Here is a 19457-nt window from a genome sequence, read left to right on the forward strand (position 1 = left end):
TGTTAAGATATTACAGCGCTTGGTCAACAGTTTCTAAGGTGTCTGTTAGGCTTATTTTTAGCTTTGAGAGAATTTCTTGCTTATTTTCTTTGGACAAATTCTTTTGATGTACCTGCATAAATAACGCATACAATTGTGTTGAAGCATCTATATTTAACTTACCTAATTGATAGTAAATACTTGCAGCGGCGCTAACAAAAGTTCGTTTATTATCAATAAACTGGCTGCAGCGTAAATAGTGAATAGCGGCAGATGCTGTGTGTTCATCTAACAATACGTTAGGTTCTACGCGTTGCTGAATAACGATTTGAGTCAGTAAAAACGAGTTAATGTTTTGGCTATTTTTTAATAGGTGATTTAAGAAGTAGTCTATATCGTTTATTGCTACATTACGGTAAGAATTAAAAGTATCGTATGCGCGTGCAGTTAATGTCATGAACATAATGCCACTGTGTTCACCGCTGGATGTATCTCTTCGAGCGCCAATTTTTAATAGTGTAAAAGCTTGCGATTGCCAAAAGGAGGAGAGCTCACTAGTTAAACCAAACGACGTGGATAAGAAGTCAACCTCACTTTGCTCTGCCGACATTCTAATTTCTTTTAGCAATATTTTACCAAGTCCCAATCGCCGGAGCTCTGGCTTGACTGCAATGCGACTAATGCGCCAACTGTTGGCTGCCATAAACCATCCATCACAGAACGTCATCGCTAGATTTTGAGCAACTAAATGTCCGTTAACCCTTCGTTGTGAACATATGACCCCAGCTAATAATGAGTCGTTTTTGCAAAATGTAATTTTGCCTTCCTGTACAATAATAGCAACCGCAGAAATTGCAAGGCTAGGCGCATTAATGTCAGCATTGTTTGTCAGCACCATAATATGTTGCTCAGATGCATCAAGAATTCGCATTAAATCATCAGGAGTGGTTTGGTAGTGACTCTGTATCAGCAAATTAAATACTTGACCCAATATTTGCTCATTTTTAATGAGCCACGGTTTATTCAATTGATGACAGTATGAGTTAGCGAGTTCCATCTGTGTGTTGTGCAATACGGGGTCAGCGGGTGACGCCACTTGCTTACTCTGAGTTGCAGTGTCTTTTACAAAGGGGGCAAATATAAGACTAAATACAGTTTCTAAACTATCCTCGTTATACCAACGCAATGGGCTGTGTAATTCAACACAAGTCAGTGTATTAGTCAGCGTTTGAAGCTTAGGTAAAACACGTATTTTAAAACCTAGCCCACTTCCTTCGTATCCAGCAAGCGTAGTTGCCATAATAACGTGAGCAAAGTTTTGACAGGCATATAACACAATTGATGGGGCGATTGCGGCAGCTTCATCTACGATTAATAGAGCAGTCCTTGGCAAGTTGGCTAATTGATCTGGTGCAATAAACGCCAGTTCAAGTTTGACACCGTGATGAGTAATATTAGCTGTATCAAGATTCGAATTCGCTATGGCATACTTATATTCTATTTGTGCTCGTTGCGCGTTATTAATATGTGGGGCGGTGATATAAATAACCGTATCCTCGCGTTGAACAGCTAATGCAGCGGCTATTTTCCCCAACAACGTGGACTTCCCTCTACCGCGTTTAGCGGTTATAAGTGCAATTGATTTATTGTATTTTACATTGTTTAATACCGATTTGAATGCCATTTCCTGTTGCGACGTTAAGACGCCTAGTAGCGGGTCATGCCGCGTATTTTGCCTCGCATAAGCGAAGGGCAGATGTGCCGTGTTTGGGGTTATGTAGGCAACATTCATGTCTTTGAACAAAATTCCTTTCATTCTTGAAATGAATAGACTTGTTGCATGCTCAGTGTTGTAGCTAAAAGCAATACCTGAATGCGCAGCCTCATAATGTTGCCATTCTTTTAAGTCCGGACACATGATAACGAGTAAACCAGATTTACCAATAGTACCTTCTACCGCATAAACAGCGCTGGGCTTAAGACCATCGAAAGCATTGTAAATGACGAGTGCATACTCAGTCCCTAATTGCTGTTTATATTGAGATATTTGGCACGAAGTAACAAAATTTAATTCCGCGTTATTATCAAAACTCAAGACAGCATTACTTAGCAACAATGAAGGACTTGTTGCTTGTGTAAGCAGATATTCGGTTTGCCGTTGACACCAATCTCGGTCGCCAGAAACTAGCAATAATTGTCTATGACTTGGTTGCTGTTGTCTTTGTACTAACCAATCAATTATTAATTTGCCTGTCAATCTGCGTGCTCTCTTTTATAATGGGTATTACGAACCTGTTTATTCTACATTGATAAGGAAAAGAATGCGTTTTTTATCCAGACGTTTAGTAATGCCAAGTGATTTGAATTATGCGAATGCTTTGTTCGGTGGAAGGGCACTAGAGTGGATTGACGAAGAGGCTGCGATCTATGCTATCTGTCAATTGGAAACAAACTGTTTAGTGACTAAGCATATTGGCGAAATATCATTCGAATCACCAGCCACTCAGGGCGACATAGTTGAATTTGGATTAGCCACCAAAAAAGTGGGTAGAACATCAATTACAGTCACTTGTTTAGTGAGAAATAAAGCAACAAAAAAAACCATCTGTTTTGCGGATGATATTGTATTTGTAAGAGTAGACCCGATAACCAGGATGCCTGTCGAGCATGGTAAAACAATGGAAGGCTTGTTATTACAAACAGAACAGGAAATGAGAGCGTTAAATATGGAGTAGGGTAGGATTCTCTAATAAGGTAGAAGAAGGTTGCGAGCGTTTTCAGTATGCCTGTTTTGTAATAATCATGTTAATTTGAGATTACATTATAAAATTTAGTCAAACGACAGTTTTATATTCTATTTTTAATTGGTATGATATCCACTGATGCGAGATTAAAATCGCATTTAACCAAGGGGTGCAGCTGTTTGCTGCTGAGATTCCATTGAGAACCCTTATTTACCTGATCCGGTTAGTACCGGCGTAGGAATGGTTGTATAAACACATCAATTACCTGCTCCAACTCCGGCTCTTTTCTACCGATATGAAGAGAACCACATGAAGAATACAAAAACGCTAAATCAATTATCTGAAGTAACAACAACAATCCATTACAGAAAATCATTTACAGTAAATCGAATTGCTAGTGCAATAACACTTGCCGTGTTAAGTGTGGGTATGAGCCTTACGGCGATCGCGAAACCCGCTGAAAATATGACTTTAAATCCGGATGCTTCTTCTAGTGCGGCCGCAAATAATGGCATTGAACGCATAATAGTCACATCCGATTTTGGTCAACGTAGTCCTGATAATCTAGCCAGTAGCGTTGTCGTTATTAGTGAGCAATTGTTAGATTTACGCCAAGCTGAACACCTAGAAGATATTGTTGGCATCGTACCTAACCTGAATTTTAGCAGTGGTGCTTCACGCGGCAAATTCATTCAAATTAGAGGGATAGGTGAGCGCAGTTTATTTGCCGAACCAATTAACGCGTCGGTCGCTCTTGTTGTTGATGAAATTAATTTTTCCGGATTAGGCGGCTTAGGTGCGCTATTTGACGTTCAACAAGTGGAAGTGCTGTCTGGACCACAATCAACTGGATTTGGTGCGACAGGATTGGCTGGCATTATTAAAGTAGTCAGCAACACCGCGACTGATAGCCAAGAAGGTTATTTGCAAGGAAGTTTCGCAGAATACAATACGCAACGATATAGCGCCGCCTATTCTAACCAAATAGTAGACGGTTTAAACGCGCGTATTGCTATGCAGCACGTTAAGAGCGATGGTTTTGTAGAAAATATTTACTTAAACCGCGACGACACGAATAATATTGACGAGTTTAATACCAAACTTGCAGTCGACTATGTTTTGTCAGAGACAGCAGACCTTGAACTTAAGCTTTATCATTTTGATGTCGACAACGGTTATGATGCGTTTTCATTGGACAACGACAACAAAACACGTTCCGATGAGCCAGGCTTCGATCGCACCGAAACACAAGCTGCAAGTATTAAGTACATACAAGACTTAGGAGAACACTCGTTTACTCTTTCGCTTACTACTTTAAATGCTGATCTTGATTATGGTTACGATGAAGACTGGACGTTTGTTGATTTTCATCCCGCAACGTATAGTTCGTTTGACCAGTATAAAAGAGAGGTACGTAACCAGACGGTAGACGCAAGATACGCTTCTACTGGTGCTAGCTCCCCCTGGGTAATCGGCTTTTATTATCAGCAAAGTGAGCAGGATCTTACTCGAATCTATACTTATGCAGCTGCAGATTTTACCAGTCTCTATGAACCGAACTCAATTGCCATATATGGTGAACGTAGTTGGCAATTATCTGAACCATTGTCAATTACAGCAGGTGCAAGAGTAGAGAAGTTTGATGCCGATTATGTCGATAGTAATAATTTTGTTGAAGTACTCGACGATAGCTTATTGGCAGGTAAATTAACGGCGAGCTATGCACTGCAAAAAGCGACATTCTATTCCAGTATTTCGCGTTCTTATAAGGCAGGGGGATTTAATGCAGATGAGCGGGTCTCGGATCAAGACCGATTATATTCTCCAGAATATAACTGGAATTATGAGCTTGGTATTAAAGGTAAAATAGACACCTCAAGTGGTATTAAAGCAAATTTATCGCTTACTTTCTTCTATATGCAACGAGAAGATGCTCAGGTGAGTGATTTCTCTGTGTTGAATAGAGAGGATGGCAGCGGTGCAGTTGAATTCGTCGATGTCATTGGAAATGCAGATACTGGCATTAACAAGGGTATTGAAGTCTCAAGCAATTGGCAATTAAACGACCGACTGAGTGCTGTAGTCAACGTCGGTTATCTTGACGCAACCTTTGGCAATTATCAGCTTGTCGATGGCAGTTTTGTAGATAAACAATTACAAGCTCAGGCACCTAAAATAACCTTCTATACGTCCACTAGTTATGAAATCACTGACAACATTACTTGGGCAGTTGAATTTGAAGGCAAGGACCGTCATCGTTTTTCTGTTGGGCATGATGACCGAGCTCCATTCACTGCGGTATTTAATACCGAAGTTAATTGGCAAGAAGGAAACATACTAGTGCAGCTATGGGCCAAGAATATATTTGATAGGGAACTACCTACAAGAGGTTTTGGTGGTTTCAATAATGACCCAAGAGATGGTTACAGCGGGTCAAAGCCATACTATCAATTTGGTCAGGAGCGCCAACTTGGTGTGACTGCAACCTACCGTTTTTAAAAGAGAGCTAAAATGAAACTTGTCGTTGATATTTCTTTGTATCCATTAAATGAAAAGTACATAGCCCCTATAAAGGATTTCATTGATAGACTAAATGAAGACGCTAATCTTGAAACCACTACGTCTGCAGCGAGCACTATTATTAGGGGTGAATACGAGCATGTTATGGCTGTTTTAGGACGAGAGATGAAACAAACTTACAGTGAAACTGGCCAAGCCGTGTTCGTTTGTAAGTTTTTAAATGGTGACAAAATGGGCTCAGGTGAGTGACTGAGTTTTTCGATATAACCGCGCAGCAATTCCAGCAACAGAGTTTGTTGGAATTGATTGCGGTGGCGCTCTCTGTGCTATACGTTATTTTGGCAGCAAGACAAAATATATGGTGTTGGCCTTGCGCTTTTGTCAGTACTATCATTTTTGTTTATTTATTTTGGGAAGTCACTTTGGTTTTTCAAATGCTATTAAACTTTTATTATATCGTGATGGCGGTTGTCGGTTTTTTTAGTTGGAAGGAAGTAAAAGATAAACCGACGTTGGCTATTACTCGTGTGGACGTCAGAGTTCACCTACTATTGATTGGTGTTGGTGTTGCTGCCACGCTTTTATTAGTTAAAGTTGGCGAACGTTGGTTCTTTGGAGATTGGGTATGGCTAGATGCAGGAACGGCGGTATTTTCTGTCATTGCGACGGTAATGACAGCACGTAAGAAAATTGATAATTGGGTTTATTGGTTAGTTGTTAATCCTGCCAGTGCGTATTTAATGTTTCAGAGCGGGCTCTACTTGGTCTGTCTATTGATGTTTTTATACACGGCTATGTCAATTTATGGATTTTTAAATTGGCGTAAAAGTTTAACATCAGAGTTGGCCGTTTAGTGCAAAATGATGAGTTAATTAGATTATTAAAAACGCCTCTTGGTTTAACTGATGATGCAATTGTGTATCCGTTATCGGGTGGCGCAATTAATCGCTCTTACTATCTGGATGACGATCCTAACGAATTTATGGTGAAGGAGTTTCTCGGTGAAAGCTCGCTTTGCATCGACCGTCAGGAACGCTTTGAATTACAATTAATTCTGTGGAAAAAAAAATTAGCTCCCAAACCCATCTATTTATCATCTGATACAGGTATTTACGTTGAGCAATGGATAAAGCAGCATACAAGTCAACTGTTGTTAGTCTTTGATGAGCGGCATATAAATACCTTAGCTACTGCACTGACGCGCGTGCATAAGAGTAAGATAAAAGCCAAATTGATTGATTTACCAAAACAGTGGCATCAGTATTTGACGACGTTGGTAAGTCCATCCCTCTGTCTAGTTAAAGAGGTTACAACAGAAACTGAAAAATGGATTACAGGAATAGAATTGGCCTCTCATGACCAGGTTTTTTGCCACAATGACCTTGCATGGGCGCATTTGTGTGTGCCGACTAAAATAATTCTTGATTGGGAATATGCAGGTATTGGAAATCGCTATTTTGATATTCTTTCATGCGCTAAGGTAAATAGTCTTAATATTCAACAGCACGACTTGCTGTTAACTGCTTACGCTAAACAAAATAATATTCCTATCAATGAAGTCTATGACGGCTGCTTGCAGCAGGCCAGTTTCATGGAATTAACTTACCAATTGTGGCATCAAGCGGTTGGTATAACGTCTAAAAATTAAGCTGTCATTCAATTGATGTCATAAAATTCTTTCTTTTTTCATTCGTCAACGTATACTCTGCTTGACTGCAGGGGTGTAGTTCCAATTGGTAGAACAGCGGTCTCCAAAACCGATGGCTGGGGGTTCGAGTCCCTCCACCCCTGCCAATTTCTTCTTCTTCCTGTTTGATTTGGCTATTTTGTAATCACTCATCATTTTAGCTACAAAAACCTTTTATCAAATTCAGATTTTGGCTATGCTTAGTCGACGCAATAATTGAGCAAAAAATTTAAAGGGTAGCCACATTGTATTCGCCAAGACCGAGTCTACTACAATCTAACAACAGTGCATTTGAAGAACGAGCTTTGAACGAAACAGCTTTGAACGATTATCAAAAGGCAACGTTGCAAGCGATGGGTATCGTATTGTATGAACTGCGCGAAAATCCTCGCGCTGCTGAATTGAATAATCCTGCCATTGAGCAGGTTAATTTCATTGATCAAACCGACACATTTATCAAACAAATATTGGCCGTTTTTAACGTCACTAGCATTGCCGAACTGGGGTTTACTTGGCAAATTCAGGATAGTGAGACGATTATGTTGAAAGATAATATACTCATTTCACCCGATGCAAAGGCATTGACATCACCGCTGTTGAAAAAACAGTTATGGGAAACACTACAAGATCTGTTCAAGACACAAGAATGGTCGTAATATCAGCGTTTACTGAAGCAGAGGTTGCGCTTGCTTATTGCATTTTTAAAACTGATAGAGTGAATCCTTGGGCTTATAGTACCTTTGAAAAAAGTGCCTTAAACAGTATTTCTTTAGTTGCCAAAAAAAACGAAATTACGATTGGCTTCGTTTTGTTGTCGAGTGTTTTAGATGAATTAACGATCGAAGATATCACAGTGCAAGTTAATGAGCGAAACAAGGGGATCGGTCGACAACTAATTCAATCATCGTTTATCCTAGCGACCCAAATGCGGCAAATTGTTATCTACCTAGAAGTGCGATTTAGCAACACGCCTGCTATTGAACTTTACCGTTCAATGGGATTTGAACTCATCGGTCAACGTAAAAATTATTACGAAACCGAAAGAGGTCAGGAACATGTGACACATATCAATAATAAAATTACAGTCATTGCGCCCCGAGAACATGCCTACATCATGAAAAAAGTCTTATAGTCTTTATCTTCATTTAGTATTCAAAAAGAGTCTCGAAGAGGGTACAATTCTGGCCTTTGAATTTGCGTCCTTTAATTTACGCCAACTTAACGAGATATTATGAGTTACCAAAGTGAGATAGAGAAACGTCGTACTTTTGCGATTATTTCTCACCCTGATGCGGGCAAAACCACTATTACAGAAAAAGTATTGTTGTTCGGAAATGCGATACAGGTTGCGGGCACGATCAAGGGTAAAAAATCTGGACAACACGCCAAATCTGATTGGATGGAAATGGAGAAAGAGCGGGGTATCTCGGTGACCACCTCGGTTATGCAGTTTCCATATCAAGATCGCTTGATTAACTTACTTGATACTCCAGGCCATGAAGACTTTTCAGAAGACACCTACAGAACATTAACTGCAGTTGATAGTTGCTTAATGGTTATTGATGCTGCAAAGGGTGTTGAGGCCCGCACAATCAAGCTTATGGAAGTCACTCGCTTGCGAGATACGCCAATTATCACCTTCATAAATAAGTTAGACAGAGATACCAGAGATCCTATTGACTTGTTAGATGAAGTTGAAGATATCCTAAAGATTAAGTGTGCACCTATCACCTGGCCAATTGGCATGGGTAAAGAATTCAAAGGTGTTTATCACTTATTGCGTGACGAAACTATTTTGTATAAATCAGGTCAAGGCCACACCATTCAAGAAATAAAAACTATCAAAGGATTACATAATCCGGAGCTGGATACCGCAATAGGTTTTTATGCCAAAGAGTTGCGAGATATGTTGGAATTGGTACAGGGCGCATCCAACGAATTTGATCTAGAGGCCTTCTTGGCGGGTGAATTGACACCGGTTTACTTTGGTACAGCGTTAGGTAACTTTGGCGTTGACCACATGCTTGATGGCCTAATTGAATGGGCTCCAAAGCCACAGAGTAGAGAACATGATACCGGACGGGTCGACAGCAGCGACTCAAATTTCAGTGGTTTTATCTTTAAAATCCAAGCAAACATGGATCCTAAACATCGCGATAGAATTGCTTTTTGTCGTGTTGTATCGGGTAGATATGAGAAAGGCATGAAAATGTATCATAGTCGCATTGGTAAAGATGTGCGGATAGCGGATGCCGTGACTTTTTTAGCGGGCGATAGAAGCTTACTGCAAGAGGCTTTTGCCGGCGATATTATTGGTTTACATAACCATGGCTCGATCAAAATCGGAGACACATTCACTTCGGGTGAAAAATATCGATTTACAGGAATTCCTAACTTCGCTCCAGAATTGTTTAAGCGTATAAGACTGAGAGATCCTCTCAAACAAAAACAATTACAAAAAGGCTTAATCCAGCTCTCTGAAGAGGGCGCAGTGCAAGTATTTAGACCATTACAAAACAATGACTTAATTGTAGGTGCGGTAGGTGTTCTGCAATTTGACGTGGTGGTTTCTAGGCTCAAGGCAGAATACAACGTAGATGCCATTTATGAGGGCATTGCCGTTTCTACTGCGCGTTGGGTATATTGCGATGATGCCCGCAAGTTAGACGAATTTCGGCGCAAATCTGAGGTGAATTTAGCCTTAGACGGTGGTGGTAATTTGGCTTATATTGCACCAACAATGGTCAATTTGTCTTTGTCGCAAGAGCGCTACCCACATATCCAATTCACCACTACCAGAGAACACTAGGTTTACTACAATATGAATATTCATAATTTACTCAGCGCTAGATTTTCCCACGCTATTCAAGCAATGGGTATTGATGATGCTCGTATTCCGTTGAGCAGAAGTACAAGACCTGATTTTGGTGAATACCAATTTAACGGTGCGATGGCATTAGCAAAGCAGTTAAAACAGAAGCCTCGCGATATTGCAGAGCAAATATTAGCTAACGTGACATTGGATGATATAGCTAGCAAGCTAGAGGTTGCAGGGCCTGGCTTTATTAACATTCACCTAAAAGATGAATGGTTGTCGGCTTGGTGTGAGCGTGCTTTGCAAGATAAAAAACTGACCATTGAAGCACATGAGAGTAAGACCATTGTGGTGGATTATTCTTCTCCCAACCTTGCTAAAGAAATGCATGTTGGGCATCTAAGAAGCACGATCATCGGTGATGCCGTTGTTAATGTACTGGAGTATTTAGGACACAAGGTTATTCGCCAAAACCACATGGGCGATTGGGGCACACAGTTTGGTATGTTACTCGCTCATTTGAATGATAAATTACAAAAATCGTCTTTCGCTGAAACCGCACTTTCTGATTTGGAAGACTTTTATCGTGAAGCTAAAGTCAGATTTGATAGCGAAGATGGTTTTGCCGACCGCGCTCGTGATTATGTGGTTCAACTACAAGGCGGAGATAGTGCTTGCTTGGCACTTTGGCAGCAGTTTATCGATATTTCAATTCAGCACAGTGAAGAAGTATATAAAAAACTCAATGTTAGCCTCAAACGCGAGCATATCATGGGAGAAAGCAGCTATAACCATGATTTAGCAAATGTGCTTACCGACCTAACTGATAAAGGTATTGCTGTTGAATGCCAAGGCGCGAAGGTTGTTTTTATGCCTGAAATGATAAACAAAGAAGGTGAGCCCGCTGTTTACATCGTGCAGAAATCTGGCGGTGGTTACTTATATGCAACGACCGATTTAGCGGCAATTCGATATCGCGCAGGCCGATTGAAAGCGCAAAGAACCTTAATATTTACTGATGCTAGACAAGCACTGCACTTCAAACAAACCGAAATAGTCGCGCGTAAAGCGTGCTATTTGTCTGCCGATGACAGTTATGAGCACTGCCCCTTTGGCATGATGTTAGGCAAAGACAATAAGCCGTTTAGGACTCGCGCGGGTCAAACCATCAAATTATCAGATCTGCTCGATGAAGCTATTGAACGAGCTGGGGTGTTAATTAGCCAGCGCGAATCTGGCTTAAGCACTAGCGCTAAACAGCACGTTGCAGAAACAGTCGGTATTGGCGCAGTAAAATATGCTGACTTGAGTAAAAATAGGACAACTGATTACATTTTTGATTGGGATTCGATGTTGAGCTTTGAAGGCAACACGGCTCCTTATTTGCAGTACGCTTATACACGTGTAAAGAGTATTTTTAGAAATGCACAACAAGATATGGATACATATCAAGCTGCGGTGTCAGTCGCTTCAATTCAAGAGCATGATCTCGTCGTTAAATTAATACAATTTGATGAAGTACTTGAATCAGTCTGTAAAGAAGCGACACCGCATATCATGTGTGCATATTTGTATGAAGTCGCCAGTTTATTCATGCGATTCTACGAAGCTAATCCGGTGTTAAAACCAGAAGTCAGTGTGAAAGATAAAAACAGCCGTTTAGGTTTATGTGCATTGACCGCGAAAACATTAAAAGCAGGACTTGATATCTTAGGCATTGACACCTTAGAGGCCATGTAGGTTTATGTGCTAACAAGACGTTATTTGACCTTATATAAAATTTGTTTAATTTACAGGAATTCATATGCCAAAAATACTTGCCTTTGCCGGCAGTGGTCGCAAAAAATCATATAACTTCAGCATTACTAAATGCGCAGCTCAAGGCGCTAATCAGGATGGTGTTGAGGTAACCGTTATTGACATGTCAGAGTTCGATATGCCGATTTTTAACGAAGATCTCGAAGCAGCTCATGGTTTGCCTGCAAACGCCAAAAAGTTTAAGCAACTGCTAATGTCCCACGATGGTTTTATTATTGGTAGTCCTGAATATAACAGTGGTTATAGCGGGTTATTAAAAAATGCGATTGATTGGGCATCACGTAAAGAAGAAGGAGAAAAACCGTTGCAAGCTTTTAAGGGCAAATATGCCGCTATAATTGCCACTTCTTCGGGCGCTTTAGGTGGCATAAGAGGCTTAGTGCCTCTGCGCATGTTATTGGGGAATATTGGCATGCATGTGTTGCCAGATCAATTAGCTGTTGGCGGTATTGGCAAGTTAGTAGATGAAGAACAAAACGTGGTTGATGAAAAAACCAAAACAAACCTGCATGCAATTGGTCGCACAATGGCCGAGGCACTTCTGCAAGCAGCAAAATAGTGTAATTTCGATAATTCACACGGTTGCAAATCGCCTTGAAGGTAAAATTTAGGCTTTCTGGTTATTTGCAGCTTGTTCCACCTATCAAATTCATCATAAATTCTGTAATATCCATGCTCTTAATTTTTTAGTCAAAATAGTTATATATGTTCGAAATTAATCCAATTTACACCGCTATTGCCGATGTGCGTCAAAGAACTGAATCAATTAGGGGGTATCTTTGACCTTGATGTCAAGGTAGAGCGTTTAGAAGAAGTCTCAAGAGAGCTTGAAAATCCTGATGTTTGGGCCAACCCAGAGCAGGCTCAAGCCTTAGGCAAAGAAAAAGTATTACTTGAAGACGTGGTTTTCACTATTCAGAAACTGACTCAAGGCACGGATGACGTTGAAGGTCTTCTTGAGCTTGCCGTTGAAGCTGACGATGAAGAAACGTTAAATGATGTACAAATAGAATTAACAGACTTAGTTGCGTCTTTGGAAAAGCTTGAATTTAGAAGAATGTTTTCTGGCCCTAATGACGCTAACGATGGTTATTTGGATATACAATCAGGCTCGGGCGGCACAGAAGCTCAAGATTGGGCTAATATGCTCTTGCGCATGTATTTGCGATGGGGTGAAGCGCACGGTTTTAAAACTGAACTGATTGAAGTTTCTGCTGGTGATGTCGCGGGTATCAAAGGCGCAACGATACGTTTTGGTGGGGACTATGCCTTTGGATGGTTACGCACAGAAACTGGCGTGCATAGACTCGTTCGAAAGTCGCCTTTTGACTCAGGCAGTCGTCGACACACATCTTTTGCATCGGCATTTGCCTACCCGGAGGTGAGTGATGACATTGAGATTGAAATTAATCCAGCAGATATTCGTATAGACACATATCGCGCCTCCGGCGCGGGTGGTCAACACGTTAACAGAACCGATTCTGCTGTTCGAATAACACATTTACCAACCAACATCGTTGTGCAATGTCAAAATGATCGCTCGCAGCATAAAAACAAAGACCAAGCATTTAAACAATTAAAAGCCAAACTTTACGAATACGAGCTACAAAAACAAAACGCTGCAAAACAAGTCATGGAAGATGGTAAGTCTGATATCGGCTGGGGTAGCCAAATACGCTCTTACGTACTAGATGATTCTCGTATTAAAGACTTACGAACCGGTGTTGAAACAAGAAATACACAAGCCGTGTTGGATGGCGATTTAGATAAATTCATTGAAGCCAGCTTAAAGTCTGGCCTTTAGTAACATAGTAATTAACAGGACTACTCATGAGTGACCATCAGCAAGATGAAAATAAGTTGATTGCCGAGCGTCGTGGCAAGTTAGCGCAAATACGCGAAAACTGTCCTTCTAACGGTTTTCCAAATCAATTTGATCGTAAGCATTATGCACAAGATTTGCAGGCAGCCTTTGGTGATAAAGAAAAAGAAACATTAGCCGAACAAGCAAATATTTTCAGCATTGCGGGTCGTATCATGGCGAAACGAGGGCCGTTTATGGTCTTGCAGGACATGACCGGGCAAATTCAATCCTATGCGTCCAAAGATACGCAAAAAGACATTAAAGCCAAATATGGATCTCTAGATATTGGCGACATCATTGGTGTTAGCGGTATTTTACATAAATCGGGTAAAGGCGACTTATATGTTGATATGGCTGAATATCAGTTATTAACAAAAGCATTGCGTCCTTTGCCTGAAAAATTCCATGGTTTGGCTGACCAAGAAATCAAGTATCGTCAACGTTATGTTGATCTGATCACGAATCCTGATACGCGCAAGACATTTAAAATTCGTAGCCAGATAGTCAGCGGTATCCGTAACTTCCTCACTGAACGTCAGTTCATGGAAGTCGAAACTCCTATGCTGCAAGTCATCCCCGGTGGTGCAACAGCAAAACCATTTACGACACACCACAATGCATTAGATATCGATATGTATTTACGCATTGCCCCTGAGCTTTATTTGAAGCGCTTAGTTGTGGGTGGTTTTGAGCGTGTTTTCGAAATTAACCGTAACTTCCGTAACGAAGGCCTATCAACTCGTCATAATCCTGAATTCACCATGCTTGAATTTTACCAAGCATATGCTGACTTCAACGACTTGATGAACCTAACAGAAGAAATGTTACGTTATCTTGCAGAAACGGTTATGGGTACGTCGATAATTACTAATACAGTAAAAAATGCCGAAGGTGAGGTGGTTGAAACAAAAGAATATGACTTTGCTCAACCTTTTCAGCGTTTAAGCATGGGCGACGCCGTTTTGAAATATTGGCCCGATGCGAATGTAGTTGCAATTAATGATCCTGAAAATCATTTATCAGAACTTAAAGCGATGGCTAAGCAGTTACATATTAAAGAACCGGAGGTTGACGGTATCTGGGGCGCTGGTAAGTACCTTTGTGAAATATTTGAAGCAACGGCTGAGGAACAACTTGATCAGCCTACTTTTATTACTCAATATCCATGGGAGGTTTCTCCATTGGCGCGCCGCAATGATGATAATTCGTTTGTAACAGACCGTTTTGAGTTTTTTATTGGTGGTAAAGAATTGGCAAATGGCTTTTCGGAGCTTAATGATTCTGAAGACCAAGCAAATCGCTTTAAGAAGCAAGTACAAGAAAAAGATGCAGGCGATGATGAAGCAATGCATTTTGATGACGATTACATTACTGCATTGGAATACGGTTTACCGCCAACAGCAGGTGAAGGTATCGGGATTGACAGATTAGTGATGTTGTTTACTGACAGCCCAACCATAAAAGATGTTATTTTATTCCCGCACATGAAGCCGCAATCGCAGGATTAAAATGACATAAGACGAGGTGTTTTAGTTACTGTTGAAGCACAAAAAGCCTGTTGCGGTTAAATCGCTCAGGCTTTTTTATTGTTATATGGGTGCTGCTTTATTTGTTCATAAAGCTGTTGTACATACGCCATTTTCATCCCCGTTTCTTGACCTTTTGCTAGTAAAAATCCAAGAATACCTTCTACTTCTGTCTCGCGCCCATTTTGAAAATCTTGATGCATTGAGGAGTAATTTTCTTTTGTGAGCTGAATAACGGCGTCTATATGCAGGGAGAGAGCATGGTTGTCCAATGCTAGATTCATGAATTCAAATAAATCGAATATCTCTTCCTTTATTCTCGATACGTCTTTTGAATAATTAACTAGTTCACCATTTTTACAGTTTTTCAATGCAGTTAGAGGGTTAATCGCTGCATTTACCGCTAATTTCTGGTATAAGGAAACTACAATATCAGTATGCCAGACAAGGTGTGGATGAAGACAGTTAACATAATCCCATTTAGGAACGTCATGGTTTTCTAGCATGTTTTTTTCATCAGTGCTTTTTTCATCGGTACTTTTTTCATCAGTGCTTTCTTTATAGTTGCTTTCTTGCTTTGTTCTTTTGTTATAAATAACACCAATATCAAGTTGTCCTGACGCGGTTTGAACAAAACAAGTCGGTGAGGTTTTATAAACACCATCAGTTGTGGTCGCAACCAGCAAAGGATTGTTGGGTAAATACATCTGCACCAACTCAATACCACCCATGCCGTTATGTAACAGAAGTATTGTTGTTTTTGGATCCAGTTTTTCTGCAATCTCTTGCAAAAGACCCTCTATTTGATATTGCTTGACAGGCAGTATTATCATATCCAGCTGTTTGAGAGAACTCTCTGAAATATGAGCCTGCTTACATTTGATAGTATGTATCTTTGCGTCAGGGGTCGATAAAGAGAGTCTGTCGGACCGATTATAATGGTCTCTAATCAACAGCGTAGTTTTGATGTTGTCTGCGGACTGCAGATATAACGCAATATTTACGCCAATTGCCCCGCGGCCAACAATACCTATGTTCTTTATGTTTTGTATGTCGGCCATTGCATCGCCCATGGGTCAGAATGTTGAGACAGAAAGGAGTCTAAATTACTCGTAAATAGTGCACCAGATTCAGGTAGACAAGTGGCGTTAAAAAATTCGTTTTTATAGGTAAATTGAAGAACATAGCTGTGCAAGTATAAACGGTCTGATGGGGTACCTTTATAACGTTTATCGCCAATAATTGGAGAGCCAAGTGATTTTAATGCAACCCGAATTTGGTGTGTTTTACCACTGATGGGTTTGATTACACATACCCTGATGGCGGGGCTTTGTGTATTATTAATAGTCAGGTCAGGGGACGTCAGCAGTTGAGAGTGAGCCGCTTTTTTTACTAATATGTTTTGCATTACAAAACTAAAAAACTGTGTGATTGCTGGATTATCTTGGCTGCTACTTAACTTCCAATCACCATTGCGGGCTTTTTTCATGTCGCCTTTTATTGTACCTTGTTTCTTTTTTGGTTTACTGTCGATGACTGCAATGTAGTACTTTTGAACCGTCTTGTTGGCAAATTGTTTTGAAAGTTCAGATGCAGCTTGTTTTGTTTTTGCTAGCAGAATACACCCTGAAGTTTGCGTATCTAAGCGATGAATTAACCATAGTTTTTGATAATTAAATAACGACTCAGCAGTGCGAATGATCGCCTTTTCATTATCATGCATAGGCATACCGCTGGGTTTATTGAGTACCATGAAATCTGGATTGTCTAGCACTAATGTCAGCATTGTTGTTGGGGGACGCTTAGGTGTTTTCTTCTATTTTTGATATTGCCCGAGGATATTGAAGTTCCTCAATTAACTCAATGAGGTGCTTTGCATCTACTTCAGTTAAGCCTAAACCCGCGATAAGATTTAATAAGGTGTCATCGTCAATAAATTCGTTTCTTTTTAAACGCATTATTAAGTCTGACTTACACTTTTCAGGCGGCAAAGTTGAGACCGTTAGCCGCAGTTCTTGTGGTTCTTTATGGTCCATTTGCTGGATCTCAAGACAAGTGTCGTCAATAAGTTTCCTGAATTCCTCTAATATAGCCTCACTTACTTCGCCTGATCTTAATTCAGCATCAAAACGAGTTGCACAATCGAAAAGCGCTTGAAGTCCAATGTTACCCGATATTCCCTTTACAGTATGCACTTTCATTTTTGCATTTTGAATGTCGTGTGCTTGAATAAGGCTAATTATCTCTGCGGACACTTTTGCAAACTCATCGACAAACCTATTTAGCATTTTACTCAAGAGTGCTTCGTTCCCACCGAGTTGGTTTAATGCGAAGTCATAATTAAGAATGGGTAAATTAGTCGACATGTTTTCGTCCAGTTTTTAGCGAGTGGGTTTGCATCGAGCGCAATTATAAATTACAAGTATATTCATAATACGCAGCAAAGCAGTGTGTTTTTGTATTAAGCTACTTACAATATATTGCTTATATAACTAAATTGCTAGTTTACATTACAGGTAGCTAGGATTACCTGCAATAGTCCACCCTCAATAGTGCTGTATGGCTCAGCGTGAGCCCAAACTAATAAAAAAGCGTGCATACAGCATAAAAAGTCAATATTGTTAACAATGATGACCCAGCGCTGAGCGAAAAATTACCAGTACTCTAGTGGCATCAGGGTAAAATACTACAGATGTAGAAGTAACCGAGTAGATAATTCTTTGGTATGAATTTATAAATTACGCTTTATAATGCAAACACACTACGTTAATGCTTCTGCAGTAATAATTTACAGGAGCGTTTTAAACCAGTAACGGAATAATAATTTGTCTATTCATTCACTTACCTTTGCAAATCGCTTAGCAGCACTTTCTCAACCACAGTTTCAAGCTTCGTTGCCTAATATTAAACACGGGGTAGAGAGAGAGGCGCTTCGAGTCAATCCTTCTGGAGGACTAGCCACTACTAACCATCCTGAAGCGTTAGGTGCAAAACTGACTCACGATACTATTACCACAGACTTTTCTGAAAGCTTAATGGAATTCATTACGCCACCTGAAAAGGAGCCGAAAACAACATTGGATCAACTTGCTGATATTCATAAGTTTGTATATGAAAGCATTGGTGAGGAAACGCTGTGGCCGATGAGTATGCCGTGTTTTGTGAACAAAGATACTAGCATTCCAATTGCTCAGTATGGTAGCTCTAATGTTGCAAAAATGAAGGAGGTTTACCGTACAGGGTTACACAACCGTTACGGCAGTATGATGCAAGTCATTGCCGGTGTGCATTTTAATTTTTCATTTTCTGATGAGTTTTGGCAAGCGTGGTGTGATTTACATGAAGTAGAAAATAACGTGGATAATCGTTCTTCGTATTATTTTGATTTAATTCGTAATTTTCGAACCCTTTCTTGGCTTATCCCCTATTTATATGGCGCCTCTCCAGCACTTTGCCAGTCATTTTTGGCAGGTAAAGAGAACATGTTTCCATTTAAAAAATTAGGTAAAGGTACTTTATACTTGCCTTATGCTACGTCTTTGAGAATGAGTGACTTAGGCTATACAAACTCAGAGCAATCAGCGCTAAACATTAGCTACAATAATTTGAGCTCTTATGTCAGTTCGGTACGCGAGGCTATAAATACCCCATCTGACCAATACGCTACCTTCTCGTCAAATGAAAAAGATGGATGGCAGCAACTGAATAGTAATGTATTGCAAATTGAAAATGAATTGTATTCACCTATTCGACCTAAACAAGTTGCAAAATCGCTTGAAAAGCCGAGCGATGCTCTAGAAAATAGAGGTGTCAGTTACATTGAAGTTCGCGCGTTAGATGTAAATCCATTTTCGCCACTAGGTATTGATGAAAACCAATTCTATTTCTTAGATGTGTTTCTGCTGTATTGTTTATTAGAAGAATCACCAAAGTTCACGCAACCTGCGTATGATGAAAGTGAATCTAATTTAGATGCGGTAGTCATTGAGGGGCGCAAGCCCGGCTTAATGTTAACGCATGAAGGCAAAGCCATCTCGTTGACGGATTGGTCCACTGAATTATTTACTAAATTAAGAGACGTCGCTAAAACGCTGGATGAGGCAAATCTGAATGCTAAGTATTCAGCAGCTGTAGAGAGCGAATTCGAGAAAATCACGAACCCGAGTAACACGCCATCAGCTAAATGGTTAAATACCTTGATTGATCATGAAATTGACAATAGTACATTAGGTTTAGAGTTAGCTGATGAATATAAAAAGTATGCTTCCGGGTTGAATTATTTGCATATGACGCAGGATATGTTCCGCCAACAAGCAGAAGAATCTATTCAATCCCGGGTGCAAATTGAACAAGCGGACAGCAAAGCATTTTCTGAATTTATACACGATTATTTTGCTCAGTAAAGCGCAGATGCAGTCGTATCCTCAGCAATGACAGTGGGGTTGACATTCACCATTTTAGTCAGCGGAAGCAAAAAAAACCCGAACATTCGTTAAGAAGTTCG

At 40.2% G+C, this 19457-nt stretch carries 17 protein-coding genes, 1 tRNA gene and 1 riboswitch; of the genes, 14 read left to right on the top strand and 4 right to left on the bottom strand.

Translation table 11 applies throughout. The features are described from left to right. Positions 1 to 10: 10 nt before the first annotated feature. Positions 11 to 2236: a GNAT family N-acetyltransferase gene (locus CXF81_RS16710; RefSeq protein WP_232771975.1), complete on the bottom strand. Its 2226-nt coding sequence runs from the start codon at positions 2234 to 2236 to the stop codon at positions 11 to 13. Between the two features lie 64 nt (positions 2237 to 2300). On the opposite strand from CXF81_RS16710, the gene CXF81_RS16715 reads away from it, so the two are divergent. The 13 genes from CXF81_RS16715 (at position 2301) to lysS (ending at position 14935) form a co-directional block, all read left to right on the top strand. After that, a complete protein-coding gene (locus CXF81_RS16715) occupies positions 2301 to 2714 on the top strand; it encodes an acyl-CoA thioesterase (protein ID WP_101182468.1) in 414 nt (137 codons plus the stop codon). Between the two features lie 164 nt (positions 2715 to 2878). Then, a riboswitch (TPP riboswitch) is annotated at positions 2879 to 2981 on the top strand. 51 nt (positions 2982 to 3032) lie between these two features. Further along, the gene (locus CXF81_RS16720) at positions 3033 to 5222 is read left to right on the top strand and encodes a TonB-dependent receptor (RefSeq protein WP_101182469.1); all 2190 of its coding nucleotides are present in this window, start codon (positions 3033 to 3035) and stop codon (positions 5220 to 5222) included. Positions 5223 to 5234: 12 nt separating this feature from the next. Next, positions 5235 to 5492: a YkoF family thiamine/hydroxymethylpyrimidine-binding protein gene (locus CXF81_RS16725; RefSeq protein WP_101182470.1), complete on the top strand. Its 258-nt coding sequence runs from the start codon at positions 5235 to 5237 to the stop codon at positions 5490 to 5492. Further along, positions 5489 to 6097: a nicotinamide riboside transporter PnuC gene (gene pnuC / locus CXF81_RS16730; protein WP_101182471.1), complete on the top strand. Its 609-nt coding sequence runs from the start codon at positions 5489 to 5491 to the stop codon at positions 6095 to 6097. Before CXF81_RS16725 ends, pnuC begins: the two co-directional genes overlap by 4 nt. Continuing rightward, positions 6097 to 6891, top strand: coding sequence for a phosphotransferase (locus tag CXF81_RS16735; RefSeq protein ID WP_101182472.1), 795 nt, complete (start codon positions 6097 to 6099; stop codon positions 6889 to 6891). The genes pnuC and CXF81_RS16735 overlap by 1 nt, the downstream gene beginning before the upstream one ends. Before the next feature lie 69 nt (positions 6892 to 6960). Next, a tRNA-Trp gene (locus tag CXF81_RS16740) sits at positions 6961 to 7037 on the top strand. 198 nt (positions 7038 to 7235) lie between these two features. Further along, entirely contained in the window at positions 7236 to 7586 is a 351-nt protein-coding gene (locus tag CXF81_RS16745) for a hypothetical protein (RefSeq protein ID WP_157825579.1), read from the top strand. After that, positions 7577 to 8062, top strand: coding sequence for a GNAT family N-acetyltransferase (locus CXF81_RS16750; RefSeq protein ID WP_101182474.1), 486 nt, complete (start codon positions 7577 to 7579; stop codon positions 8060 to 8062). Before CXF81_RS16745 ends, CXF81_RS16750 begins: the two co-directional genes overlap by 10 nt. Before the next feature lie 99 nt (positions 8063 to 8161). Beyond that, a complete protein-coding gene (prfC, locus tag CXF81_RS16755) occupies positions 8162 to 9739 on the top strand; it encodes a peptide chain release factor 3 (RefSeq protein ID WP_101182475.1) in 1578 nt (525 codons plus the stop codon). A 12-nt stretch (positions 9740 to 9751) separates the two neighbouring features. Continuing rightward, positions 9752 to 11485, top strand: a complete 1734-nt coding sequence (gene argS, locus CXF81_RS16760) for an arginine--tRNA ligase (protein ID WP_101182476.1) — start codon at positions 9752 to 9754, stop codon at positions 11483 to 11485. 64 nt (positions 11486 to 11549) lie between these two features. Further along, on the top strand, positions 11550 to 12122 hold the full coding sequence (locus tag CXF81_RS16765) for an NADPH-dependent FMN reductase (RefSeq protein WP_101182477.1): 573 nt from the start codon (positions 11550 to 11552) through the stop codon (positions 12120 to 12122). Positions 12123 to 12268: 146 nt separating this feature from the next. Next, positions 12269 to 13367 (top strand): peptide chain release factor 2 gene (gene prfB, locus CXF81_RS16770; RefSeq protein ID WP_101182478.1). Its coding sequence is split into 2 segments (ribosomal slippage): positions 12269 to 12343 and positions 12345 to 13367, totalling 1098 coding nucleotides; the frame shifts between segments, so codons are not numbered across the junction. A gap of 26 nt (positions 13368 to 13393) precedes the next feature. Next, on the top strand, positions 13394 to 14935 hold the full coding sequence (gene lysS / locus CXF81_RS16775; protein WP_101182479.1) for a lysine--tRNA ligase: 1542 nt from the start codon (positions 13394 to 13396) through the stop codon (positions 14933 to 14935). 65 nt (positions 14936 to 15000) lie between these two features. On the opposite strand, the gene CXF81_RS16780 is transcribed toward lysS, so the two are convergent. Genes CXF81_RS16780 through CXF81_RS16790 form a run of 3 tightly spaced genes read right to left on the bottom strand, consistent with a single transcriptional unit; the run spans position 15001 to position 17319 of the window. Next, positions 15001 to 16014, bottom strand: a complete 1014-nt coding sequence (locus CXF81_RS16780; protein ID WP_101182480.1) for a ketopantoate reductase family protein — start codon at positions 16012 to 16014, stop codon at positions 15001 to 15003. Then, positions 15993 to 16739, bottom strand: coding sequence for a pseudouridine synthase (locus CXF81_RS16785; RefSeq protein WP_101182481.1), 747 nt, complete (start codon positions 16737 to 16739; stop codon positions 15993 to 15995). The genes CXF81_RS16780 and CXF81_RS16785 overlap by 22 nt, the downstream gene beginning before the upstream one ends. A 16-nt stretch (positions 16740 to 16755) precedes the next feature. Then, on the bottom strand, positions 16756 to 17319 hold the full coding sequence (locus tag CXF81_RS16790) for an Hpt domain-containing protein (protein ID WP_101182482.1): 564 nt from the start codon (positions 17317 to 17319) through the stop codon (positions 16756 to 16758). Positions 17320 to 17778: 459 nt separating this feature from the next. Between CXF81_RS16790 and gshA the strand changes: the two genes are divergently transcribed. Further along, positions 17779 to 19356, top strand: a complete 1578-nt coding sequence (gene gshA / locus CXF81_RS16795) for a glutamate--cysteine ligase (protein WP_101182483.1) — start codon at positions 17779 to 17781, stop codon at positions 19354 to 19356. The last annotated feature ends 101 nt before the right edge of the window (positions 19357 to 19457 follow it).

Source organism: Glaciecola sp. 33A, from assembly GCF_002836745.1.
In the GTDB taxonomy this organism is placed as follows: Bacteria; Pseudomonadota; Gammaproteobacteria; order Enterobacterales; family Alteromonadaceae; genus Glaciecola.